We start from the raw sequence: 22,772 nt of genomic DNA, 5'->3' as shown, positions 1-22,772 counted from the left end.
TCTGTTGCCTAGTGCGATTCCGTTGTTTGTTTTCACGCTCGTGCCGATGGTGTCCTCGCTCTGGGTGAGCCTGCACAAGTGGAATCTGATCTCGCCGATGGAGTGGGTCGGGCTTCGCAACTACACCAACCTGCTTGGCGACGAGATGACTCGGCGGGTCTTCCTGCACACGTTGATCTATGTCGTCGGCTACCTCCCGATCGTCTACGCGGGCGGCCTGCTCCTCGCGCTGGCGCTCAACCAGAAGCTGAAGGGGCGCTCCTTCCTGAGGGCGACCTACTTCCTCCCGGTCGTCACCAGTTGGGTTGTCGTCGCGCTGGTCTGGAAGTGGTTGCTCAATCCGACCAACGGCCTCGTCAACCAACTCCTCGGCGGGCTCGGCCTGCCCCAGCCAGGCTGGTGGACCGACCCGCACTGGGCGCTTCCGGCAGTGATCCTCTCGTCCGCCTGGAAAGACCTGGGCTTCGTCATGGTCATCCTGCTGGCCGGTCTGCAGTCCATCCCGACTGACGTCTACGAGGCCGCGAAGGTGGACGGATCCAACAGCTGGCAAAGGTTCTGGCGGATCACCCTGCCGCTCCTGTCGCCCTCGACCTTCTTCGTGGTGGTGATCTCGCTGATCAACGGGTTCCAGGTTTTCGACCAGGTCTACGTGATGACCGGCGGCGGCCCGGCCGGGTCCAGCCAGGTGGTCGTCGGCCAGATCTACGACCTCACCTTCCGCTACGGCCGGGCGGGCGAGGCGTCAGCGCTGTCCTGGATTCTCTTCGCGGTAATCCTGATCATCACCGTCTTCCAGATCCGCGGTCAGCGGAGGTGGGTGCACTATGCGTGACCCCCGCACGCTGCCGGCGAAGATCGCCCTGTACGCCGCGGTCCTGGTCGGCGCCGCGATCATGCTCTTCCCGTTCCTGTGGACGGTGATCACCTCGATCACGCCGGAGGGCTCCCTCGCCGACGGTCCGACCGTCTTCGTCGACCACCCGACCCTGAACGCCTATCGCACCCTGCTGGACGCGATGCCGATCTGGCGGATCATCCTGAACTCGCTCGGCGTGGCGATCGTCTCCACGGCGTTGCAACTCGTCACCGGCTCGATGGCGGCGTACGGGTTCGCGCGGTTGCGCTTCCCGTTGAAGAACGTGATCTTCGGGTTCTACCTCGCGACCCTGATGGTGCCGCTGCAGGTGCTCGTCGTCCCGCTCTTCATCGAGATGAAGACACTCGACCTGCAGGACACGTACTTCGCGTTGCTGGCGCCCACGATCGCGTCGGCGTTCGGCGTCTTCCTGCTCCGCCAGGCGGTCACCGCCGTACCGATGGAGCTCGACGAGGCGGCCACGATCGACGGCGCCGGCCACCTCCGGATCTTCACCACCATCGTGCTGCCGCTGATCCGGCCCGCGCTCGCGACCGTCGCGGTGTTCGCGTTCATGGGCAGCTGGAACAGCTTCCTCTGGCCACTCGTCGTGATCCGGTCGCCGGAGTTCATGACGCTTCCGCTGGGTCTGTCCACCCTGCAAGGCCAGTTCACCACTCAGTGGGATGTCGTGATGGCGGGCTCCGTCGTCTCGATCGTCCCGATCGCCATCGTCTATCTGGTGGCACAGCGCCACATCATCGCCGGTGTCGCCCACACAGGCATCAAGTAAGCAAGAGAGGGAACCATCATGCGCACACTCAAGATCGGGGCGATCGGCCTGACCGTCGCGCTGGCGTTGACCGCCTGCGGCCAAGGCTCGGCGACCAAGGAGGCCGCGGCGCCAGAAGGCAAGAGCGTCGTCCGGTACATGAACTTCTCGTCCAACGACGGGCACGAGAAGGACCTGACCACGATCGTCAACGCCTTCCAGACGGCCAACCCGAACATCACCGTCCAGGTCGAGACCGTTCCGTACGCCGACTACTTCACGAAGCTGCAGACCTCGGTGGCTGGTGGCACCGCGGCCGACGCGTTCGAGCTGAACTACGAGAACTTCGTGACGTACGCGAAGAACGGCTCGCTGGCCGAGCTCAAGAACGTGGACTCGGCGGCGTACAAGAAGTCGCTGATCGACGCATTCAACGACGGTGGCAAGCAGTACGGCGTACCGGAGTCGTTCTCGAACGTCGTGCTCTTCTACAACAAGGCTCTCTTCAAGAAGGCCGGGGTCGCCGAGCCGACCGCCGACTGGACCTGGAAGGAAGAACAGGCCGCCGGTCTCAAGCTGACGAACAAGGCGACGAAGACCTGGGGCGACTACCAGCCCGTGTCGTACAACGAGTTCTACAAGGTGCTCGCGCAGAACGGCGGCGAGTTCCTGAACGCCGACCGGACCGAGGCGACCTTCAACTCCCCGCAGGGTGTCGAGGCCGCGAAGTTCCTGGTCGACAAGGTCGGCAAGACGATGCCGACCGAGGCCGACGGCGCCGGTACGCCGGACTTCGACTCGAAGCTGTTCAAGTCCGGCAAGCTCGCGATGTGGCACACCGGGATCTGGATGTTCTCGGCGATGGCCGACGCGCCGTTCGACTGGGACGTCGTGGTCGAGCCGGGCAACACCCAGAAGGCGTCGGCGATGTTCGTGAACGGGCTGGTCGTGTCGGCCGCGTCGAAGAACGCCGAGGCCGCGCAGAAGTGGGTCACCTTCCTGGCGTCGTCCGACGACACCACGAAGACCCGGCTGGCGACCTCCTGGGAGCTGCCGCCGGTCGCGGACGAGGCCAAGCTCGCGCCGTACCTGGACCAGAAGAAGCCGGCCAACCGTAAGGCCGTCTTCACCGCACTCGAGAACACCGTGCTGCCGCCGGTGATCGAGCGCCAGCAGGAGATGCAGGACCTGGTCACCGCTGAACTCGGCTCCGCCGCGGCCGGTCGCAAGCCGGTGGAGAAGGCCCTCGCGGATGCCCAGACCAAGGTCAACGGCCTGCTGAAGAAGTGAAGGAACCCATGATCGCCGCCCTGGACCTGTCCGAGCTCACCCGTCTGCGCGAACTCGCCCGGCACAGCCACGCCGTCATCACCGAGCACCAGGACCCGGCCGGCGCCTACCCGGCCGCGCCCACCTTCTCGGCGTACCGGGGGTATGCCTGGCTGCGCGACGGTTCGTTCACCGCGGAGGGCATCTCGCGGTACGGCGATCTGGTGTCGGCAGACCGGTTCCACGACTGGGTGAACGACGTACTGCGTCGTCGCCGCGCGCAGGTGGACGACCTGCGCGCGGCGCTCGCCCGCGGTGAGGTGCCGCCGAACGAAGCGATGCTGCCGACGCGGTTCACCTTCGACGGGAAGGACCGGTCGGATCCGTGGTGGGACTTCCAGACCGACGGCTACGGGATGTGGCTGTGGTCGGTGGTCACTCACGCCACGCGGCACGGGTTGGATCTGTCGCGCTGGCAGGAGGGGATCGACGTAGCAGTCGACTACCTGGTCGCGTTCTGGGACCGGCCTTGTTACGACTGGTGGGAGGAGCATGTCGAGCATCGGCATGTCTCCACCCTGGGCGCGATCCATGGCGGATTGGTTGCTGTCGGCACCTGCTCCGGGTTGCGGTCGGCACCGTGGTCGGCGGCGGCGCTGAAGGTTGCCGCCGACATCCGTTCGCTGGTGTCGGCGGAGGGCATCGTGGACGGGCACTTGGTGAAGTGGCTCGGGAGTTCGGCCGTCGACGGGTCGTTGCCGGCTTGCGTCGTACCGTTCGGGCTGGTTGCTCCCGACGACGGCCTCGCCGCGATGACGCGGGCGGCGGTCGCGAAGGACCTCGACTTCGATGGTGGGGTGCACCGGTTCACGGCGGACGTGTTCTACGGTGGTGGCCAATGGATCCTGCTGTCGGCGCTCCTCGGCTGGAACCTCGCCGCCGCGGGTGACACGGCCGGTGCCCTGCGGCACCTTCGCTGGATAGCCGACCAGGTGGACGAACACGGCGACCTCCCCGAACAGGTCCCGCACCACCTCCTGCACCCCGGCTCCCGCGACGAATGGATCGCCCGCTGGGGCACCGTGGCGACCCCGCTCCTGTGGTCCCACGGCATGTACCTGATCCTCACCGACGAACTCGGCATCACCCCAAAGGACGCCCGATGATCACCCATCGCCCCCACGGCATCGAACATCCCTACGCCACCTCCCCCGACCAACGCGTCCCGGTGCTCCCCCTGATCGGTGAACCCGTACGCCTGGGCGTGATCGTCGGCGCCGACATCACCCGGGTCGTGTGCGAGTGGGACGGCACCGAGCTCGAACTGGAGCCGGTCAAGGCGAACTCCGCCGACACCGCCGCCCTGGCCGGTGGCGAGGGCCACCTGAGCGCCGCCCAGGCCGGCGCGCTAGGAGGCGACGGCGGCTGGTCGGTAACAACACCCCCGATAACCACCCCCACCCGCTACCGCTTCCACACCTACACAACAGACGAACTCACCTCACCCGCCGCGTCGATAGCGGCGGAAACGTCGCCGATGGCGCCCGCCGCCGCCATTGACGCGGCGGGTGAGGTGAGTGAGTGGTTTGAAGTGGCTCCGGCATCGTGGGGGTCTGATGGTGGTGAGGTGCTTGGGGGTGGGGACCGGGTTCGCGGGGTTGAGTGGTTGAGGTCGGCGAACGGCGTGCACCGGGCTCGGTTCGTGTTGCCGCTTGCGGCTGGGGATCGGCTGGTGGGGTTCGGGGAGAGGTACGACGCCCTCGACCAGCGGGGAAGGCAGCTGGATGCGGTGGTGTTCGAGCAGTACAAGTCGCAGGGGGTGCATGGGCGGACGTACCTGCCGATGCCGTTCGCGCACGTGGTCGGAAGCGACTGGGGGTTTCATGTGCGGACGTCTCGGCGTACGTGGTACTCGTCGGACGACCACGCACTGACCGTGGAGGTCGAGCTTGGTGATGAGGCGATGGTCGACCTCGGGATCTATGAGGGTGACGCGACCGCGGTTCTGAAGCAGTTTCTGGACGAGGTCGGGCGCGCCGAGGAACTGCCGGACTGGGTGTTCAAATTGTGGGCCTCGGGCAACGAGTGGAATACCCAGGAGCTGGTGATGGGGCGGATGGACGCGCATCGCGACCTCGCGATCCCGGTCGGTGCGGTGGTGATCGAGGCCTGGAGTGACGAGGAGGGGATCACCATCTGGCGCGACGCGCGGTACGAGGTGACCGCTGACGGCAGCGCGCACAAGGCAGCGGACTTCGAGTACCGCGCGGACGGCGCCTGGCCGGATCCGAAGGCGATGGTCGACGAGCTCCACGCCCGGGACATCAAGGTGATCCTCTGGCAGATCCCGTTGCAGAAAACGGAGTTCAGCACCGGCCAGGTCGCGGCTGACGCCGAGGCGATGGTCCGCGACGGTCACGCAGTACTGGAGTCCGACGGTAAGGCGTACCACAACCGCGGCTGGTGGTTCCCGAAGGCGCTGATGCCCGACCTCTCCGTCCAGCGCACCCGCGACTGGTGGACCGAGAAGCGCCGCTACCTGGTCGAGGACCTCGATGTCGACGGCTTCAAGACCGACGGTGGTGAGCACGCCTGGGGCCATGACCTCCGGTACGCCGATGGCAAGCTGGGTGCTGAGGGCAACAACTTGTTCCCGGTCCACTACGCCCACACCTTCGGGGATCTGCTCCGCTCGGCAGGCAAGGCCCCGGTGACGTTCTCGCGGGCCGGTTTCACCGGATCCCAGGCGCACGGCATCTTCTGGGCCGGCGACGAAGACTCCACCTGGGAGGCGTTCCGCTCCTCCATCACCGCCGGACTCACCGCGGCGTCCTGCGGAATCGTCTACTGGGGCTGGGATCTCGCCGGCTTCTCCGGCCCGATCCCCGACGCCGAGCTGTATCTCCGGGCAGCAGCAGCCTCGGTCTTCCTGCCGATCATGCAGTACCACTCGGAGTTCAACCACCACCAACTCCCGCTGCGCGACCGTACGCCGTGGCACGTCGCGGAAACCACCGGCGACGACCGGGTGATCCCGCTCTTCCGCCAGTACGCCGTACTGCGTGAGCGCCTCATCCCGTACCTCACCGAGCAAACGGCTCGCGCGATCGCCACCGACCGGCCCCTGATGCGCCCGCTTTTCTTCGACCACCCGGCCGACGAGGAGATCTGGAACCACCCGCACCAGTACAAACTCGGCGACGACCTGCTGATCAACCCGGTCCTCGAACCCGGCGCTACCACCTGGACGACGTACCTCCCGGCCGGCGACTGGATCGACGCCTGGACCGGCGAGCCCGTCACCGGCGGCGCCGAGGTCACCCGCGAGGTCCCGCTCGAGGTCGTCCCTGTCTACGCGAAGGCCGAGCGCTGGCCCGACCTGGCGGGAGTCTTCAGCTGAAGCCTTGTGCCATCAGGGCTTCGGGAGTGGCGGCTTGAGGATGTCGACGAGGTTGCGCAGGGTCGGATATCCGCAGTCCGAATCCGAGCAGCCGTCCTCGGCCTGCATCGCCAGGTCACCGTTCAGATCGCTCTGACTGGTCTCGGACAACACCCACCCCAGCGGCGCGGACAGCGACGGCTGCCTACTCTGATGCACGACGAACACGTTGTTCGGCAACTGCTTCTGCGCCCGTAACCGGTCGCAGAGCGGCGACGACGTGCAGAGCGACTCCGGAGCCAACCTCCGCGAGGCCTCCGAGAGCAGCTGGGGGCTGTTGGTGGTGTCTCCCTTCGCAGTAAGAAAGATCGTGACCGGCGGCACCACCAACTCAGGGACCAGAGGCACGACCGTCCGGGGTACGAAGGGAAGGTCCGACGGCCACTTCGTACCGGTGCCTGGCTTGACGCGGGAGTCGTACATCGGCTCCTTGTTGCCGGTACTGAAGTCGGGTCCTGTTCCGTTCTCGATGTAGACGACCATCGGTACGACGAACTCCCCGTGGCCGTCCTTGGCGACCTGATCGTTGTGGTCCTTGACCAGCTTGTTCCAGTGTGGCGCGAGGTCGACGACGGTACCCAGTCCGGTGTTGTCGGTGTATCCGCCGTCGACCAGCTGAGCCGGGTCGAGACCGCGGCAGCGGGCCGCAGTACCGGATGGCGTGACGTACGGGAAGCGGTTCGCCAGCATGGTGCCGGCCAGCGCGGGGAGGTTGCCGACACAGTGCTTCTCGTCATCGTTGCTGCCCCGGCCGTAGAAGCCGAAGAAGTCGAAATTGTGCGATCCCGCCTCCTCGGACCCACAGACCGGTGTGCCGCTGGCAGACCGGGATCCTGCGCTGAGATCCACCTGGCTCACCAGGGCGACGCAGCCGTCGCGGACCACCGTCGAGTTGAGGACGAGCTGTCCGGTCACGGTTTTCGCGCCATCACGGGCCGCGGTGGTGCTGTCCGCGGCGAGGAACGGCGTCCGGAGCTCCGGGAGGATCTTTTCCCACGAGGTCTCCATCAGCCCGGCCCGGTCCAGCGGCTGGTTCTTGGGATCACGGTACGGAGAACCGGCATCGAACCGCAGGCCGGCACTGGTCGCCAGCAGATCACCGGACAGCAACGAGATCATGGCAGCACCCAGCGCCTGGTGACCGGAGATGGACTTGGCGGCGGCCGCCGGGTCGGTGGTGAATCTCCCCAGACTCAGCCCCAGCGCGCCGCCGCTCGCGCCCGCCGAGAACAGCGTGGAATGCCCGCCACAACCTGCGCCGGCGGCACCGATCTGTCCCAGCGTCGCCGCGGTCCAGTAGGCGGCACGGATGCCGCCACCCTCCGCGGCCAGCATCAGCATCGGGCGCAACGAAAGCTCACCCGGTCGGCCGGTGTCTGCCAGCCGAATGCTGCAGCCATCGTCCTGGGCCACCCAGGCCTCGAACGCTTGCTCCATGGTCGGCCGCTCCGGAACGGTTCCGCGGGCGGTGACCGGGTGGATGTCGTTCTTCCCACCGGCCAGTCCGGTCAGCAACAGCGCGAGGACGAGCAGGGTGATGATCGGAGTCGAGCGCGTTCGCAGCCGCTCGGGCCCCCACTGGAAGAGATCAGGCGGTTGCCGGTCCTGCGCGTAGACCACCATCACGCCGAGCATTATGACCAGGACGCTGAGCGCCAGGATCGCCGCCGCGAGCACCCCTAGGGTGTTCCCGAATGGCCGAGGGAACGCAGCCAGCAGGAGGAAGGTGACCACCGAGATCAGCAGCAGCACGAACCGCAGCCAGGTGATCGGCTCGATGTTGATCCCCGAGTTGTTCTCCTGGCTGTTCTTGCCCGGGGTGAGGAAGCGGCCGATTCTCCCCCGGACACCACTCTCGCTGTCCCAGCGGGCGATCATCCGCAGGACCGGGCCGGCCGCGAACCAAGGTCCGACAGCCAGCACGGCACCGATGAGCAACGCGATCAGCGGACGCACGTGCGGCGGCGGGACCAGGTCGACGAGATCGAGGGCCGTCAGCCCGGAGAACGCGCGGATCATGCCCAGGCCGCCCAGCGACACCGAGGCCACCGCGATCGCGTCTCCGGTGGCCATCACATACGAGGGATATTCGGGGTAGACAGGTCGCAGCGGCCGCGGCTGCCGTCCATTCTTGCCCCGTCGCCACCGCGAAAGCGCCACCACCAGCAGCGGAATGGCGCAGAAGATCACCAGTCGGACCAAGAACACCGTGCCCCAGTCGGCCAGCCAAAGCACCAAGGCAAGGGCCGGGAGCAGCAGCGGACCGATCTTCCACAGCCGGGAGTCGTAGTGGCGTTCGTTCGTTATCCCCGGACCGTCGTAGAACGGCCAGAGGTCAAGGCCGCGCACCCGCCGGAGCGCCCAGTCGCTGCGGAGTCTGCCCAGCAGGAAGATCGTCAGGAGAAGGACAAGGTAGACGCATCCCGCGATCGCGGCATGGCGCAGGCCAGGCCCTTCGTCCAGCCAGCGGCGTTGGACATCGGGCAGTTGGTCGAGCACGCTGCTGCCCGGCACGATGGACATGGCCGCGATCGGCAGGAACGCGAGCAGGCTGAACCGCTGGAGGTACAGGGCTCGCCCGATCCGCCGCAGCGGCTGGTCCTGGAGTTTGACGAGGCCGAGCACCACCAGTGCTACGACTGCCAGCCACTTCAACGCCGTGAACCAGGTCAATCCGTTGACCAGACCGTCAGGCACGCAGTCGAGATCGGCGCAGCGCTTGCTTCGCAGTACGCCGGTGACGATGTTCTCTGCGAGGTCGAAAAGTGGCAGGAGGAAGACGGCGTACCAGACCCGGGGGCGGTTGGGGACGAGGCGGTAGAGCGCGATCGTGTAGGTGGCGATGAACAGGAAGTCCAGGACCAGGTAGTCGCGCAGTAGTTCTTTCCAGTAGGGCAGTTGGTCGGGGGTCAGGATGCTGTTCCACTGGGCGATCCTGGCGCCGTCCTTCGGGCCGGACATCCCGCCGAAGGACCAGGAGGTTCCGTCGGTGGCCAGGAATCCGGCCGACAGCAGGCTGATCTCGTTCATCGCCAACCAGAGCACGAGCAGGACGGCCAGGAAGGCGCCGACCGTTCGCAAGTCGGCCGGCTCCGGTGCGGGCACCGGTGGCGGCTCAGGCGGCCGTACTTCGATCGCCGGCTCGTCGGTTGCCAGTGCGTCGATTGTCGGTGGCGTAGCAGTGGTCACGGTCGCCTCCCGGATTCCCCTGCCTGCTACATCGCTCCGGAGCGCACATCGTTACAGTCAGTAGTTCCTGGTGACAGATGGCGGGGGTCTACTTGCGGCCACGGCCTTCAACCTGCCGTGGTACGCCGCAGAACTCCTTCGCCTCCGCGGCGTACGCTACTGTGAGATATATGAAGAGTTCTGCAGATGTGCAAGCTGCAGCGGTGATCGACGAGTGCAACGTGCGGCTGGTCGATCCCGAGCGGGTGGCTGCCGTCCATGCCAGGATGCCTTCGGAGCAGGACATCGTCGACACGGCGGATGTGTTCGGCCTGCTCGGTGATCCGCGGCGGCTGAAGTTGCTGGTCGCGCTGCTGGACGGCGAACTCTGCGTCTGCGACCTCGCGGGCCGTGACGGGGATGAGCGAGTCCGCCACCTCCCACGCACTCCGGCTGCTCCGCGCCCATCGTGTCGTCGTGGTCCGTCGCGACGGCCGGATGGCCTACTACCGGCTCGACGACGCGCACGTCCGGATGCTCGTCGACCTCGCCGTCGCGCACACCGAACACACCGACGCCATCCACCCGGAGCGGCACTGATGGGCGCCGGACACGGTCACGGGCACGGTGTCAGCGCGGAGGCTGATCGGCGGTTGCTGAGCGGTGCGCTGGCGCTGATTCTCGCGTTCATGGCCGCCGAGGTGATCGTCGGTTTCGCGGCCGGATCGCTGGCGCTGATCACCGACGCCGCGCACATGCTCACCGATGCCGCCGCGATCGCCCTTGCACTGATCGCGATCCGATTGTCGGCACGGCCGCCGGCCGGAGGGTTCACGTACGGGCTGAAGCGGGTCGAGATCCTGTCGGCGCAGGCCAACGGCATCACACTGCTGCTGCTCGCGGCCTTCTTCTTGTACGAGTCGGTCGCCCGGATGATCCATCCGCCCGAGGTCGAGGGTGTGTTGGTGCTGATCACCGGTGTCGTCGGCATCGTGGTCAACCTCTTCGCCAGTTGGCTGATCAGCAAGGCGAATCGGACCAGCCTCAACGTCGAGGGCGCTTTCCAGCACATCCTGAACGACCTGTTCGCCTTTGTCGCGACCGCCATCGCCGGGCTCGTCGTGCTGCTGACCGGCTTCGCCCGCGCCGACTCGATCGCCGCGCTGGTGGTCGCAGTACTGATGTTGAAGGCCGGGATCGGCCTGGTCCGCGACTCCGGCCGGATCTTCCTCGAAGCCGCGCCGTCCCGGATCGACCCGCAGGCGCTTGGCGCTGAGCTGTGCGCAGTACCGGGCGTGATCGAGATCCACGACCTGCATGTCTGGGAGATCACTTCAGGCGAGCCGGCAGCGTCCGCGCACATCCTGGTCCAGGAGGGGCTGGACTGCCACCTGATCCGCGGTCAGCTCGAGACGCTGCTGGCGGAGCGGCACCACCTGACGCACTCGACGCTTCAGGTGGACCACGCCTCTGCCGACGATGAGACAGCGCACTGCAGCGACGCGCACGGGACGTACCACCGCCCGATCACAACCGCTGAATCAGAACCTGACCAAGCCATTCCGAGTCATTGACCGGTACTGCGAACTGCTCGGCGCGCGTGAAGCCCTGCTTCTCGTAGTACCGGATCAAGGCACCATCTCCGCCGGCGAAACAGTCCACCCGCAACAGTCCGGCCCCAGTTGCTCGGGCGAGCAGTCGCGCATGGTCCAGCAGTTGCGTGCCGATCCCCTGGCCGACCAGCCGGCGATCAGTCACGAGCAGCCGCACGTACAACTCAGGCTCGGTCGCGGCCGGCACATACGACAGCGCCTCCCCCACCGCCAACGCCCCGACAACCTGTACGCCGCTCCGCTGGGCATCGGCGCTGGATCCTGCTGCGTCCGGGTCCTCGGCTTCGGCGATCCACAGGCCGCCGTCCTCAGCGAATCCGGTGATCTGCTCGATCCGCCGCGGGTTGGTCGAATGCGGCTCAGTACCCCACTGATCAGCCCGACCCCGCGCGACCAGCCACTCGGTCGCCCCGTCCAGCAACCCCAACACCGCGGGCACATCCGCCCGCCCACCCCGCCGAACCCGCATCGAAAATGACACCCGAACATCCTGCCACCCGCCTGCTCACCTACGCCGTGGCGGGTCGCCGATAGAGTGCCGGATTATGCCCGTTGGCCGCCAGGATCCCCCATCGCGCCCGGCGTCGCGCATCTGGCCATCCGGCGGGGCGCACCTCTGGCCGTCGGGTGGGACGAGTTCGCTGCGGACCCATGCGCGCGGGCACCTCGTTTACGCGGCCAGTGGCGTGCTGTCTGTTCATACCGAACGTGGCACCTCGATCGTTCCCGCCAATCGCGTTGCCTGGACCCCGGCCGGCTTTCCGCACCAGCACCGCGCTCACGGCCAGACCGACATGCGCATCGTGTTCCTGCCGCCCTCCCTTGCCCGGCTGGTTCCTGCCCGGCCGACCGTGTTCACGGCCTCCGGCCTCGCCCGCGAAGTCCTTCTCGCCTTGACGGGTCCACGAAGCTACGACCCCGCCGTACCGGACTACGACCGTGCCGCTCGCACCCGCCTCTGCCGGGTCCTCGTGGATGAACTCGACGAGGCGCACGAGCAGCCACTGCAGCTACCAGATCCGCAGGACGACCGGCTGCGCGCCGTTGCACGATTGCTGTACGACGACCCGGCGGACAACACCTCACTGGCCGGACTCGGGCAGGCGGTCGGAGCCAGTAGCCGCACGCTCAGCCGCCTGTTCAGTGGCGAACTCGGTATGACCTTCTACGAATGGCGCACCCAACTGCGGATCGGTCACGCGCTCGTCCTGCTCGCCGAAGGCCACGACACCACCCACGTCGCTCACGCCTGCGGATGGGCGAACCCCAGCAGCTTCATCACGGCCTTCACCGCCATCATCGGCACCACCCCAGGCCGCCACCGAAGCAGCTAGTGCCCCGGGCTCAGCGGTTGCGGCGGCGGTAGGCGGCTGAGGCCATCCGGTCGTTACATAGCTCGCAGCAGTAGCGCTGCCGGTTCGCCTTGGTCCGGTCGACGTACACACACCGGCAGGGATCGCCCAAGCAGGTCCGCAGTCGGTCTGCCGAGCCGTCCGCGACCGCCCGGGCGAGCGCATCGGCCGCCGCCACCGCGAGCCGCGCCACCGGACTGTCTCCGCCTGTCGCCGCCACCCGTACGCCGTCGCCACTCAGCGAGGCGCCGGATCCGATGACGAGTCGCGGTACAGCGCCGTACGTGCTCAACAGGCGGTTGAGGATCTCGACCTGCGCCGCCGGCGATTCCGCCGCGAACACGCCGTACAGCTCATTGCGCACCACCCGCACTGGCTCCAGGTCGGCGGCGCGTAGGCCGAAGCCCGGTACGCCGTGCCGCTCGGCGACCCGATCGACGAGCGGGATGCTCAGCCGGTCCGGCGGATCCTCCAGCAAGTCATAGGTGTTGCAGAAGTCCAGCACGAAGGCCAGCAAGGAATCGGCGGCCGGCACTCTGCTCATCCCGCACATCCTCCCCCGTCTTGACCATCAGGCCTACCCGGCTCTACCGTCATCAGTTGTTAAAGCATTTTAGTAGATGATAGTCAAAGGGGTGGGCGATGAAGAGATTTCTGATCGCGACGGTCGTCGGGGCGTTGGTCCTGGGCGTCACGGCGGCCGGCGGGTCGAGCGCGGTACAGAGCGCGTCGAAGCAGCGGGCTCCGGAGCCGGTGGTGGTGACGGACATCCAGATCCCCGTCCCAGGACAGGCACCCGTCACGGCGTACCTGGTCAGGCCTGCGAAGCACCACAACCACCTGGCCGGAGCGCTTTACCTGCACTGGTTCGAGCCGCCGGCATCGACGCAGAACCGCACGGAGTTCCTCTCCGAAGCGATCGCGCTCGCCGGGAAGGGCGCCGTCGCCGTACTGCCTCAGCTCACCTTCCCGTGGGAGGGCGATCCGGTCGGCGACAAGTCGGACCGGACGAAGGTGACCAACCAGTTGGCCGCCGTCGAAGCGGCGTACGGGACCCTGCTCCGGCAGGACGGCGTCGACGAGCGCCGGACGGCCGTGATCGGGCACGACTACGGCGCGATGTACGCGTCCCTGCTGCGCAAACGCGTGCACGCGATGGTGTTCATGGCCGGCGACGCCACTTGGGCGAACTGGTTCGACACGTTCTGGCTCGGCCTCCCCGCCGACCAAACCGTTGCCTACCGCAAGGTTTTCGCCGGACTCGACCCGGTCGACAACGTGAGCAAGGCCCACGACGTGTACTTCCAATGGGCCGGCCGCGACATCTTCGTCACCCCCGAGGTCCGGGCTGCTTTCAGCGCCGCCAAACCCACAGCCAAGGTGTCTCTCTACGAGACAGCCGACCATTTCCTCAACCAGCCGGCCAAGGACGACCGCCTCGCCTGGGTCAACACAGAACTCGGCCTGCGCTAACCCAAGCCCCGCGGCCCCTGCCAGACCACCACAAGAGCAGGGGCCGCGGCGGGGGTTAGGCGAGGGAGACCAGGGAGAGGTAGTCGTCTGTCCAGAGGTCTTCGGTTGCGTCGGGGAGGATGAGGACTCGGTCGGGGTGGAGGGCTTCGATGGCGCCCTCGTCGTGGGTGACCATCACCAACGCGCCTGGGTAGTTGCTGACAGCACCCAAAACCTCATCACGCGAAGCCGGGTCCAGGTTGTTGGTGGGTTCGTCGAGGAGGAGCACGTTTGCTCCTGAGTGGACGAGGCCTGCCAACGCCAGGCGTGTCTTCTCGCCGCCGGACAGCACGGCGGCAGGCTTGTCCGCGTCGTCGCCGCTGAAGAGGAACGAGCCAAGGACATTCCGTACTTCGCCGTCGGTCAACCGCGGAGCCGCAGTAGCCAGGTTCTGCCGGACTGTGCCGGCCAGGTCAAGCGTGTCGTGCTCCTGCGCGAAGTAGCCCAGCCGCAGTCCATGACCGTGTACGACCTGACCCGAGTCGGCCTGCTCATGGCCGGCAAGGACCCGCAGGAGCGTGGTCTTCCCGGCACCATTGAGCCCCAGGATGACCAACCGGCTCCCCCGGTCGACGGTCAGGTCAACCCCATTCAGCACCTGCAACCCGCCGTACGACTTGGTCAGGCCGCTCGCGCTCAGCGGAGTACGCCCGGACGGCACTGGCTCGGGCAGGCGGATCCGGGCCACGCGCGACGCACGCCGTACGGGCTCCAGGTCGGACAGCAGCTTGTCTGCGCGGCGAGCCATGTTGCGGGCGGCAACAGCCGTGCTTGCGCCCGCCCGCATCTTGTCCGCCTGCGCGTGGAGGACTGACGCCTTACGTTCCGCCGTACTGCGTTCTCGCGCACGGCGACGCTCGTCGGTGTCGAGCTGAGCCAGGTACTTCTTCCAGCCCGTGTTGTGGATGTCGATCGTGACCCGCTGCGGATCCAGGTGGAACACCCGGTTGACAGTGGCCGCGAGCAACTCCCGGTCGTGGCTGATGACGACCAGACCGCCCTGGTATCCGAGCAGGAACGACCGCAGCCAGACGACCGAATCCGCATCGAGGTGGTTGGTCGGCTCGTCGAGCAGCAACGTGCCGTGATCAGCGAACAGGATCCGGGCCAGTTCGACCCGGCGACGCTGGCCGCCGGACAGTTGGCCGACCGGCTGCTCCAGAGCGCGGGTAGGCAGCCCGACTCCGGCAGCAAGTCGCGCCGCCTCGGCCTCGACCGCATAGCCACCGCCGGCCTGGAACTCGGTCTCCGCCCGCGCGTACGCCGCCATCGCACGCTCCTGCGCTTCACCGGTGGCGGTACTCATCGCCGCCTCGGCCTTACGAAGGCGCTGTACTACGAGGTCCAAGCCGCGGGCGGACAGAATCCGGGCCGTGACGGTGAGCGCGGGATCGGCCGCGCGCGGGTCCTGCGGCAGGTAACCGACGGAACCGGTGATCGCGATGGAGCCGACGGCCGCACGGGTCTCGCCGGCCAGGGCGCGCATCAAGGTGGTCTTGCCTGCACCGTTCCGCCCGACCAGACCGATGCGGTCGCCAGGGCTGATGTGGAAGGACAGGTCGGAAAGCAGAAGCTGAGCGCCGACGCGCAGGTCGACACCGCGAGCGGTGATCATGGTGGTTACTCTCTGTGACTACTGCTGGACGCACTTCAGGCACGGAAGCGGGTCGCGCAGCTAGACACAGAGGCAAGTAGCCATGCCCCAAGGGTAGGGGCAACAGCAAAAATCCAAAAAGGATTTAGGGCCGGAAGGAAGGCGTTGGTGGGGGTCAGCTGGTTTTGGCGGGCAGCTCGACGATGAAGCGGGCGCCACCCTCCGGACGGTCCTTGACCCGGATCGTCCCGTGGTGCCATTCGACGTGCCGGGCCACGATCGCCAGCCCCAGGCCGATACCCCGGCGGTTGTCCTCGCTCCGGCCGAACCGCTCGAAGATGCGCTCGCGATCCGCGACCGGTACGCCGGGGCCCGCGTCGTCGACGTACACGATGACGCCGAGCCCACCGGCCTGGACCAGCACACCTTTGCAGCCACCGGCGTGGTACTCGGCGTTCTCGACCAGGTTGGCGATCACCCGTTCGAGCCGGCGCTTGTCCGCCTGGAAAGTCATCCCTTCCGCGTCATGCGACACCGTCGTGAGCTCGCGACCTCCCGCGGCATCGGCGGCCGCCCGGACCAGGTCGGCGATCCGGACGATCTCCCGGCTGCCCTGGTCGCCCCCGTCGTCGCGGGAGATCTCCAGCAGGTCGATCACCAGCCGGCGGAACCGCTCCAGGTCGTCGCCCAGCAGGTCGACCGGTTCCCGCACGGTGGCGGGCAGTTCGGTGCGATGGTTCTGGATCAGCTGCATCGAGTTGAGCATCGTCATCAGCGGCGTCCGCAGCTCATGGCTGATGTCACCGGCGAACCGGGCATCGGCGATCACCCGCTGCTCCAGCGTCGCGGCGGTCTGGTTGAACGACCGCGCCAGCCCGCCGAGGTCCGGGTCGTCCTCGGCCTGCAGTCGCGCATCGAGCCGCCCGCGGGCCACCGCCGCCGCGACCTGGGTCAGCTTGGCCAGCGGCCGCAACGCGACCGTACTGGCGAGCCGGCCGACCGCCAGGCCGAGCAGGCCGGTGATCACCGCGGCGATGATGAGCGCGACCTTCAACTTCCGCAGGGTGTTGTCCAGGTTCGACAACGGGTGCCACTCGAAGAACGCCTCACCCTGCCGGGCCATCGGTACGCCGACCGCGAGCACCTGCTGGCCGCCGACCTCGATCCGGCGATGCTGCTCGACGTCGCCGAACCGGACCGCCGTCACCATGTCCGCGGGGAGGTCTTCGGGCCGCCCGGCAGCGGAGTACCAGTGGCCGTCGAAATACACCATCGAGGTCGCCGAGTCGGCGGGCCGGCAACGAGTACAGCAGATTGATCACGTTCACGTTGGCCCGGACGACGATGCTGCTGCACTCGGTCTCGCCGCGGGTCCGGATCGGCAGGCAGTTGGACGTGGTGCCGAAAAGCCCGTAGTCCAAGGCCACCTGGTTGTCCAGGGTCTCCACCACCGCGGACGATTCCCGCTGGTCGGTGAGGTAGTTCGCCACCACGTTGAAGGTGACCAGCGCGAGCCCCGTCGAGAGCCCGAGGGCGAGCAGGCCGTACGCCAGCATCACCCGGTCGCGCAGGCCGAACCGCCGCCGCAAGGTCAGCTCACCAGTCGATAGCCGAGGCCGCGCGCGGTGACGAGGTGCTTCGGGCCGGCCGGGTCCCGCTCGATCTTCAGCCGTAGCCGGCGGATATGGACGTCGACGATCCGGCTGTCACCGAAGTACCCGTAGCCCCAGACCTTGGACAGCAGGTGCTCCCGGCTGCACACCTTGCCCTCCGCACCGGCGAGCTCGACCAGCAACTTGAATTCGGTCCGGGTCAGCGGCAGCACCCCGCCGTCGCGGATCACCTCGGCCGCCGCGACGTGGATCTCCAGTTCGCCGACGACGAAGGTGTCGGATTGCGGCGTACTGGCAGGCTCGACCCGGCGGAGCAGGGCCCGGATCCGGGCGGACAACTCCTTCGCGACCAGCGGCTTCGTCACGTAGTCGTCCGCGCCCGCCTCGAGCCCGGCGACCACGTCGTGGCTGTCGGCCCGGGCGGTCACCATGATCACCGGTACATCACTCGTACGCCGGATCTCGCGGCAGACCGTGAAGCCGTCCCGGTCCGGCAGCATCAGATCGAGCAGCACCACGTCGGGCGGCTCACGGCGCAGCGCGGCCAGCGCATCCAGCCCGTTCGCCGCCTCAGCCACGTCGTACCCCTCGTCCTCCAGGGCAAGTCGCAGTACCCGCCGGATCCGGGGCTCGTCGTCCACCAACAGCAAGCTGTGTGCCACGTCACCAGTGTGGCTCGCCGGAGGGCGACCGGCAGGTGACTTCCGTCATGAATTCGTCATCTTGCGGCGCGGGCCCGATGACAAAACCTTGACGGTTCCGTGACTGCCCCACCGTCCCCCTCGCCCGGTCCTACTTTCGGCCGTACCGAGTTCCGGAGGAGGACCAATGGCAGCAAGACGGCTCGCGACGGCCACCATAGTCGCAGCGCTGACGATCACGCTGGCGGCTTGCAACAGCAACGGCGCCACCCCGCCCGGCGGCACCCCGAGCACAGGCGGCGACGCGGTCAGCGGCGGCACCCTCAACCTGCTGGGGGCCGGTGACGTCGACTACATGGATCCGAACATCAGCTATTACTCCGTCGGTTACCTGAACCTGCGGATGTGGAGCCGTCAGTTGTTCACCTATCCGGCCGATCCGGGCGGCAAGAACACCGATCCGGTCGCGGATCTGGCCACCGACCTCCCGACCGCCGCGAACGGCGGCATCAGCGCGGACGGCAAGACCTACACGATCAAGATCCGGCCGGGCGCCAAGTGGAGCACCACCCCGTCCCGCCAGGTGACGGCGGCCGACCTGGTCCGTGGCCTCAAGCGGACCGCGAACCCGGTCCAGCCGTTCGGCGGCATCCCCGACTACGCCGATCTGATCGTCGGCTTCCAGTCCTTCGCGAGCGGCTTCGCCAAGGTGGCCAAGACGCCGGCCGCGATCCAGGACTACATCGACAAGACGCCGCTGCCGGGCGTGGAGGCCAAGGACGAGACCACCGTGGTCTTCCACCTGACCCACTCCGCGTCGTACTTCGTCGGCATGCTCACGCTGCCGGCCTTCTCGCCGGCCCCGGTCGAGTCGCTCAAGTACCTGCCGGCCAGCACCGAGCTCGGCAACAACTACCCGTCCGACGGCCCGTACAAGGTCGACTCGTGGGTTCCGACGAAGTCGATCAACTACTCCCGCAACCCGGCCTGGAACGCGTCCACCGACCCGGTCCGCAAGGCGTACGTCGACAAGATCGTGGTGAACGAGACGGTCAGCCAGGAATCGGTCCAGCAGCAACTGCAGACCGGTACGCAGAGCGCCGACATGGAATGGGACGTCGCTCCGCCGCCTTCGCAGCTTCCTGCGCTGAAGGCCAAGAAGGACCCCAAGCTGAACATCGGCGACACCGCGGGATCCAACCCGTACGTCATCTACAACACCGCGTCGCCGAACAACAACAAGGCGCTGACCAACCCCAAGGTCCGGCAGGCGCTGAGCTACGCGATCAACCGCGACCACATCATCCAGGTCCTCGGCGGCCCGACCATCAACCCGCCGTTGACTCACGTACTGCCGGACGTCATCGTCGGCTCGCAGCCGAACGATCCGTACCCGTACAACCCGGACAAGGCCAAGCAGTTGCTCGCCGAGGCCGGCGTGCCGCACCTGACGCTGAAGTTCCTGTACCGCAACGCGTCCGAGGGCAGCAGCAAGGGCTTCCAGACGATCCAGCAGGACCTGTCCAAGGTCGGCATCACCGTGGTCGGCGTACCGTCGCCCAACGCCGACTTCTACGTGAAGTACCTGCAGGTGCCGAGCGTCGCGCAGCGGGGGGTCTGGGATCTGTCACTGGCCGGCTGGGGAGCCGACTGGTACGGCAACGCCGCGGTGTCGTTCTTCAACCCGCTCTTCTCGGGTGAGCCGTCGTTCCCGCCGGTCGGCAGCAACTTCGGTCTCTACAACGACGCGGAGACGAACACGCTGATCAAGGAAGCGATCGCGGCCCCGAGCGCGGACCTGGCCGCACCGCTGTGGGCCAAGGCGGACCAGCGGGTGATGGCGAACGCGGCGTTCTTCCCGCTGACCAACAACAAGCAGGCCAACTACCACGCCGAACAGGTGAACAACGCGGTCTACGTCCCGTCGCTGCAGTCGTTCGATCCGACGAACGTCTGGCTGGCCAAGGGCAAGCAGAGCTGACCGGTGGCGTCTTCAGGAGCCCTGCTCGACGTCCGGGACCTCCGGGTCTCGTTCGACACCCCGGACGGCATCGTCCGCGCCGTCCGGGGGCTGTCGTTCAGCATCGAGCGCGGCCAGACGCTGGCCGTCGTGGGCGAATCCGGTTCCGGCAAGAGCGTCGCCACCCAGACCATCACCGGTCTGACCCGTGGCGCCACCATCACCGGCTCGGCGGTCTTCGACGGCACGGACCTGATCACCGCGGATGCCGCCACCCTGCGGCGGCTCCGCGGGGCCGAGATCGCGATGATCTTCCAGGACCCACTGTCCAGCCTGCATCCGCACTACCGGATCGGCTGGCAGATCGTGGAGATGATCCAGGCGCACGACCGGCAGATCTCCAAGCAGGCGGCCCGCCGCCGGGCCGCGGAACTGCTCACCCTGGTCGGGATCCCGCGGGCGTCCGACCGGCTGGACGACTATCCGCACCAGTTCTCCGGCGGGATGCGGCAACGGGTGATGATCGCGATGGCGATGGCACTCGACCCGGCGCTGCTGATCGCGGACGAGCCGACGACGGCGCTGGACGTGACCGTGCAGGCGCAGGTGCTGACGGTGATGCGCCGGCTCCAGGAGGAGTTCGGCACGGCGATCATCCTGATCACCCACGACCTCGGCGTGGTCGCCGAGATGTCCGACGAGGTGATCGTGATGTACGCCGGTGCCGCGATGGAGAAGGCGCCCCGGCGGGACATCTTCTACCGCAACCATCACCCTTATACGCAAGGCCTGCTGGCCTCGTTGCCGGCCCGGAGCGGCAAGCGGCTGACCCCGATCCCGGGGACGCCGCCGAGCCTGATCACGCTGGCGGAAGGGTGCCCGTTCGCCGCCCGGTGCCCGCACGTCTTCGATCGCTGCCGGGTCGAGACACCACCGTTGACCGATGTCTTCGATGATCCGCGGCACCAGTCGGCCTGCTTCCTGAACCATGACGCGAATGAGGCGGTGGCTTCATGACCGAGCCGTTACTGCGGGTCCAGGACGTCCGCAAGGAGTTCCCGACCCAGCGCAGAGAAGTGGTCCGTGCGGTCGACGGGGTCTCGCTGGAGGTGAAGCGGGGCGAGACCCTCGGCCTGGTAGGCGAGACCGGCTGCGGCAAGTCGACGCTGGCCCGCTGCATGGCTCACCTGTACGACGTGACGGCGGGCGCGGTCTGGTTCGACGGGACCGAGCTGACCGGGTTGTCCCGGCGGGAGATGCGCCCGTTGCGCCGTGAGATCCAGATGATCTTCCAGGACCCGTACGGCTCCCTGAACCCGCGCCGCCGGGTCGGCTCGATCATCGGCGACCCGTTCGCCATCCATCGCAAAGAGTATGGCCACGGCATCTCGTCGGGGACCGAACGGAAGAAGAAGGTGCAGGAACTGATGGAGCTGGTCGGGCTGAATCCCGAGCACTACAACAGGTTCCCGGCCGAGTTCTCCGGTGGGCAGCGGCAGCGGATCGGGGTCGCCCGGGCGCTGGCACTGCGACCGAAGCTGGTGATCTGCGACGAGCCGGTCTCCGCACTGGACGTCTCGATCCAGGCACAGATCATCAACCTGCTGGCCGATCTGCAGCACGAGTTCGACCTCACCTACGTGTTCATCTCGCACGACCTGTCGGTGGTCCGGCACGTCAGCGACCGGATCGCGGTGATGTACCTGGGCAAGATCGTCGAGATCTCGCCGACCGAGGAACTGTTCGAGCAGACCCGGCATCCGTACACCCGGGCGTTGCTGTCCGCCCTCCCGGTCAGCGATCCGGACACGGCCGACAGCCGGGAGCGGATCATCCTGGTCGGCGACATCCCGTCCGCGACGAATCCGCCGTCCGGCTGCCGGTTCCATACCCGGTGCCCGAAGGCCCGGACCGAGTGCGCCGGCGCCGAACCGGTGCTGGAGCCGATCGCGGCCGAGCACGCCGAACACGAGATCGCGTGCTATTTCCCGTTGCGGCCGGGCGAGGACCTGTCCACCGCGGTACCGGATTTGAAAGCATCATGACCGCCGTTGCGGAAGTGCTCGACGCCGTACCGGCCAAGGCGATCGAAGGGCGCAGCCCGTTCGTGCTCGCGATCCGGAGGCTGCGCCGGGACAAGGTGGCGATGATCTCGCTCGCGGTGATCATCCTGATCGTGTTGATGGCGGTGTTCGCGCCGGCCTTCGCCGCGATCACCGGGCATCCGCCGAACGAGCAGTACCGCGACATCGGACTGACCCCGGACGGGCTGCCGCGCGGGCCGAACGGCACGTTCTGGTTCGGCACCGACGATCTCGGCCGCGACATCCTGGTCCGGATCGCGTACGGCGCCCGGATCTCACTGCTGGTCGGAGTATTCGCGACCGCCATCACGGTCGTCATCGGCGTCGTACTCGGCCTGGCGGCGGGGTTCCTCGGTGGCATCGTCGATACCATCCTCGCCCGGCTGATCGACGTCGTACTGTCGGTGCCGTTCCTGCTCGTCGCGATCGCACTGGTGTCCATCACCGGCCCCAGTCTGACCGTCACGGTGATGGTGATCGGGTTCTTCAGCTGGGCCTCGGTGGCCCGGATCGTCCGCGGCCAGGTGCTCTCGCTGCGCGAACGCGAGTTCGTCGAGGCGGCCCGGTCGCTCGGTGCCGGCGACACCCGGATCATGTTCGTCGACGTCCTGCCGAACGTGCTGGCGCCGGTGATCGTCTACACCACCCTGCTGATCCCGGTCGTGATCGTCACCCAGGCGACGCTGTCGTTCCTCGGGCTCGGACTGCCGCCACCGACGGCGGACTGGGGCGGGATGATCAGCTCGTCGCAGAACTACTACACGACCGCGTGGTGGTTCATCCTCTTCCCCGGTATCGCGCTGCTGACCACGACGCTCGCGTTCAACCTGTTCGGCGACGGCGTCCGGGACGCCTTCGATCCACGAGCCGACCGACTGCGCTGAGGAAGGTGTCCC

The 22,772-nt window shown here is 67.4% G+C and carries 20 protein-coding genes; 13 read left to right on the top strand and 7 right to left on the bottom strand.

Annotated elements, in window-relative coordinates:
- The first annotated feature begins 46 nt into the window (after window positions 1-46).
- The 5 genes from F1D05_RS29415 to F1D05_RS29395 are packed head-to-tail and all read left to right on the top strand — an operon-like array spanning window position 47 to window position 6,300.
- Window positions 47-835, top strand: coding sequence for a carbohydrate ABC transporter permease (locus F1D05_RS29415; protein WP_246486081.1), 789 nt, complete (start codon window positions 47-49; stop codon window positions 833-835).
- Window positions 828-1,652, top strand: a complete 825-nt coding sequence (locus F1D05_RS29410) for a carbohydrate ABC transporter permease (RefSeq protein ID WP_185443658.1) — start codon at window positions 828-830, stop codon at window positions 1,650-1,652. The genes F1D05_RS29415 and F1D05_RS29410 overlap by 8 nt, the downstream gene beginning before the upstream one ends.
- Before the next feature lie 18 nt (window positions 1,653-1,670).
- On the top strand, window positions 1,671-2,921 hold the full coding sequence (locus tag F1D05_RS29405; RefSeq protein ID WP_185443657.1) for an ABC transporter substrate-binding protein: 1,251 nt from the start codon (window positions 1,671-1,673) through the stop codon (window positions 2,919-2,921).
- On the top strand, window positions 2,918-4,066 hold the full coding sequence (locus F1D05_RS29400) for a glycoside hydrolase family 15 protein (RefSeq protein ID WP_246486080.1): 1,149 nt from the start codon (window positions 2,918-2,920) through the stop codon (window positions 4,064-4,066). The genes F1D05_RS29405 and F1D05_RS29400 overlap by 4 nt, the downstream gene beginning before the upstream one ends.
- Window positions 4,063-6,300, top strand: coding sequence for a TIM-barrel domain-containing protein (locus F1D05_RS29395; protein WP_185443656.1), 2,238 nt, complete (start codon window positions 4,063-4,065; stop codon window positions 6,298-6,300). Before F1D05_RS29400 ends, F1D05_RS29395 begins: the two co-directional genes overlap by 4 nt.
- Window positions 6,301-6,312: 12 nt before the next feature.
- On the opposite strand, the gene F1D05_RS29390 is transcribed toward F1D05_RS29395, so the two are convergent.
- On the bottom strand, window positions 6,313-9,528 hold the full coding sequence (locus tag F1D05_RS29390; RefSeq protein ID WP_185443655.1) for a hypothetical protein: 3,216 nt from the start codon (window positions 9,526-9,528) through the stop codon (window positions 6,313-6,315).
- 399 nt (window positions 9,529-9,927) lie between these two features.
- Between F1D05_RS29390 and F1D05_RS41140 the strand changes: the two genes are divergently transcribed.
- Window positions 9,928-10,107, top strand: a complete 180-nt coding sequence (locus tag F1D05_RS41140) for a hypothetical protein (protein WP_246486977.1) — start codon at window positions 9,928-9,930, stop codon at window positions 10,105-10,107.
- Window positions 10,107-11,081 carry a cation diffusion facilitator family transporter gene (locus F1D05_RS29380; RefSeq protein WP_185443654.1) on the top strand — a complete coding sequence of 325 codons (975 nt, stop codon included), beginning with the start codon at window positions 10,107-10,109 and terminating at the stop codon, window positions 11,079-11,081. The genes F1D05_RS41140 and F1D05_RS29380 overlap by 1 nt, the downstream gene beginning before the upstream one ends.
- On the opposite strand, the gene F1D05_RS29375 is transcribed toward F1D05_RS29380, so the two are convergent.
- Window positions 11,035-11,601: a GNAT family N-acetyltransferase gene (locus F1D05_RS29375; RefSeq protein ID WP_246486079.1), complete on the bottom strand. Its 567-nt coding sequence runs from the start codon at window positions 11,599-11,601 to the stop codon at window positions 11,035-11,037. The two genes, F1D05_RS29380 and F1D05_RS29375, sit on opposite strands and share 47 nt — an antisense overlap.
- Window positions 11,602-11,665: 64 nt before the next feature.
- Here F1D05_RS29375 and F1D05_RS29370 point away from each other — a divergent pair, with 64 nt between their 5' ends.
- Window positions 11,666-12,454: an AraC family transcriptional regulator gene (locus F1D05_RS29370; protein ID WP_185443653.1), complete on the top strand. Its 789-nt coding sequence runs from the start codon at window positions 11,666-11,668 to the stop codon at window positions 12,452-12,454.
- 10 nt (window positions 12,455-12,464) lie between these two features.
- Here the strand turns inward: F1D05_RS29370 and F1D05_RS29365 are convergent, their stop codons facing one another.
- Entirely contained in the window at window positions 12,465-13,016 is a 552-nt protein-coding gene (locus tag F1D05_RS29365; protein ID WP_185443652.1) for a CGNR zinc finger domain-containing protein, read from the bottom strand.
- Between the two features lie 98 nt (window positions 13,017-13,114).
- On the opposite strand from F1D05_RS29365, the gene F1D05_RS29360 reads away from it, so the two are divergent.
- Window positions 13,115-13,945, top strand: coding sequence for an alpha/beta hydrolase family protein (locus tag F1D05_RS29360; protein ID WP_185443651.1), 831 nt, complete (start codon window positions 13,115-13,117; stop codon window positions 13,943-13,945).
- Between the two features lie 55 nt (window positions 13,946-14,000).
- Here the strand turns inward: F1D05_RS29360 and F1D05_RS29355 are convergent, their stop codons facing one another.
- The 4 genes from F1D05_RS29355 to F1D05_RS29340 all read right to left on the bottom strand — a co-directional run bounded on the left by F1D05_RS29355 (window position 14,001) and on the right by F1D05_RS29340 (window position 17,853).
- A complete protein-coding gene (locus F1D05_RS29355) occupies window positions 14,001-15,599 on the bottom strand; it encodes an ABC-F family ATP-binding cassette domain-containing protein (RefSeq protein WP_185443650.1) in 1,599 nt (532 codons plus the stop codon).
- Between the two features lie 154 nt (window positions 15,600-15,753).
- Window positions 15,754-16,788, bottom strand: a complete 1,035-nt coding sequence (locus F1D05_RS29350) for a HAMP domain-containing sensor histidine kinase (protein ID WP_185443649.1) — start codon at window positions 16,786-16,788, stop codon at window positions 15,754-15,756.
- On the bottom strand, window positions 16,685-17,167 hold the full coding sequence (locus F1D05_RS29345; RefSeq protein ID WP_185443648.1) for a hypothetical protein: 483 nt from the start codon (window positions 17,165-17,167) through the stop codon (window positions 16,685-16,687). The genes F1D05_RS29350 and F1D05_RS29345 overlap by 104 nt, the downstream gene beginning before the upstream one ends.
- A gap of 2 nt (window positions 17,168-17,169) precedes the next feature.
- Window positions 17,170-17,853, bottom strand: a complete 684-nt coding sequence (locus F1D05_RS29340; protein WP_185443647.1) for a response regulator transcription factor — start codon at window positions 17,851-17,853, stop codon at window positions 17,170-17,172.
- A 166-nt stretch (window positions 17,854-18,019) separates the two neighbouring features.
- Here F1D05_RS29340 and F1D05_RS29335 point away from each other — a divergent pair, with 166 nt between their 5' ends.
- From F1D05_RS29335 to F1D05_RS29320, 4 genes are read left to right on the top strand one after another with little or no spacing between them, the layout of a single operon-like run.
- Entirely contained in the window at window positions 18,020-19,813 is a 1,794-nt protein-coding gene (locus F1D05_RS29335; RefSeq protein ID WP_185443646.1) for an ABC transporter substrate-binding protein, read from the top strand.
- 3 nt (window positions 19,814-19,816) lie between these two features.
- Window positions 19,817-20,809 carry an ABC transporter ATP-binding protein gene (locus F1D05_RS29330; RefSeq protein WP_185443645.1) on the top strand — a complete coding sequence of 331 codons (993 nt, stop codon included), beginning with the start codon at window positions 19,817-19,819 and terminating at the stop codon, window positions 20,807-20,809.
- Window positions 20,806-21,837, top strand: coding sequence for an ABC transporter ATP-binding protein (locus F1D05_RS29325; protein WP_185443644.1), 1,032 nt, complete (start codon window positions 20,806-20,808; stop codon window positions 21,835-21,837). Before F1D05_RS29330 ends, F1D05_RS29325 begins: the two co-directional genes overlap by 4 nt.
- On the top strand, window positions 21,834-22,760 hold the full coding sequence (locus tag F1D05_RS29320) for an ABC transporter permease (RefSeq protein WP_185443643.1): 927 nt from the start codon (window positions 21,834-21,836) through the stop codon (window positions 22,758-22,760). Before F1D05_RS29325 ends, F1D05_RS29320 begins: the two co-directional genes overlap by 4 nt.
- Window positions 22,761-22,772: the final 12 nt, after the last annotated feature.

It is taken from the genome of Kribbella qitaiheensis (genome assembly GCF_014217565.1).
GTDB classification, from domain to species: domain Bacteria; phylum Actinomycetota; class Actinomycetes; order Propionibacteriales; family Kribbellaceae; genus Kribbella; species Kribbella qitaiheensis_A.
The sequence above is the reverse complement of the archived record's forward strand: the minus strand, read 5'-3'. Positions and strand labels throughout refer to the sequence as shown.

Bases quoted from the DNA above. Each gene is read 5' to 3' on its own strand.
- F1D05_RS29415 (WP_246486081.1), top strand. From the start codon at position 47: ATGGTGTCCTCGCTCTGGGTGAGCCTGCACAAGTGGAATCTGATCTCG.
- F1D05_RS29410 (WP_185443658.1), top strand. From the start codon at position 828: ATGCGTGACCCCCGCACGCTGCCGGCGAAGATCGCCCTGTACGCCGCG.
- F1D05_RS29405 (WP_185443657.1), top strand. From the start codon at position 1,671: ATGCGCACACTCAAGATCGGGGCGATCGGCCTGACCGTCGCGCTGGCG.
- F1D05_RS29395 (WP_185443656.1), top strand. From the start codon at position 4,063: ATGATCACCCATCGCCCCCACGGCATCGAACATCCCTACGCCACCTCC.
- F1D05_RS41140 (WP_246486977.1), top strand. From the start codon at position 9,928: ATGAGCGAGTCCGCCACCTCCCACGCACTCCGGCTGCTCCGCGCCCAT.
- F1D05_RS29380 (WP_185443654.1), top strand. From the start codon at position 10,107: ATGGGCGCCGGACACGGTCACGGGCACGGTGTCAGCGCGGAGGCTGAT.
- F1D05_RS29370 (WP_185443653.1), top strand. From the start codon at position 11,666: ATGCCCGTTGGCCGCCAGGATCCCCCATCGCGCCCGGCGTCGCGCATC.
- F1D05_RS29365 (WP_185443652.1), bottom strand. From the start codon at position 13,016: ATGAGCAGAGTGCCGGCCGCCGATTCCTTGCTGGCCTTCGTGCTGGAC.
- F1D05_RS29360 (WP_185443651.1), top strand. From the start codon at position 13,115: ATGAAGAGATTTCTGATCGCGACGGTCGTCGGGGCGTTGGTCCTGGGC.
- F1D05_RS29355 (WP_185443650.1), bottom strand. From the start codon at position 15,599: ATGATCACCGCTCGCGGTGTCGACCTGCGCGTCGGCGCTCAGCTTCTG.
- F1D05_RS29350 (WP_185443649.1), bottom strand. From the start codon at position 16,788: ATGGTGACGGCGGTCCGGTTCGGCGACGTCGAGCAGCATCGCCGGATC.
- F1D05_RS29335 (WP_185443646.1), top strand. From the start codon at position 18,020: ATGGCAGCAAGACGGCTCGCGACGGCCACCATAGTCGCAGCGCTGACG.
- F1D05_RS29325 (WP_185443644.1), top strand. From the start codon at position 20,806: ATGACCGAGCCGTTACTGCGGGTCCAGGACGTCCGCAAGGAGTTCCCG.
- F1D05_RS29320 (WP_185443643.1), top strand. From the start codon at position 21,834: ATGACCGCCGTTGCGGAAGTGCTCGACGCCGTACCGGCCAAGGCGATC.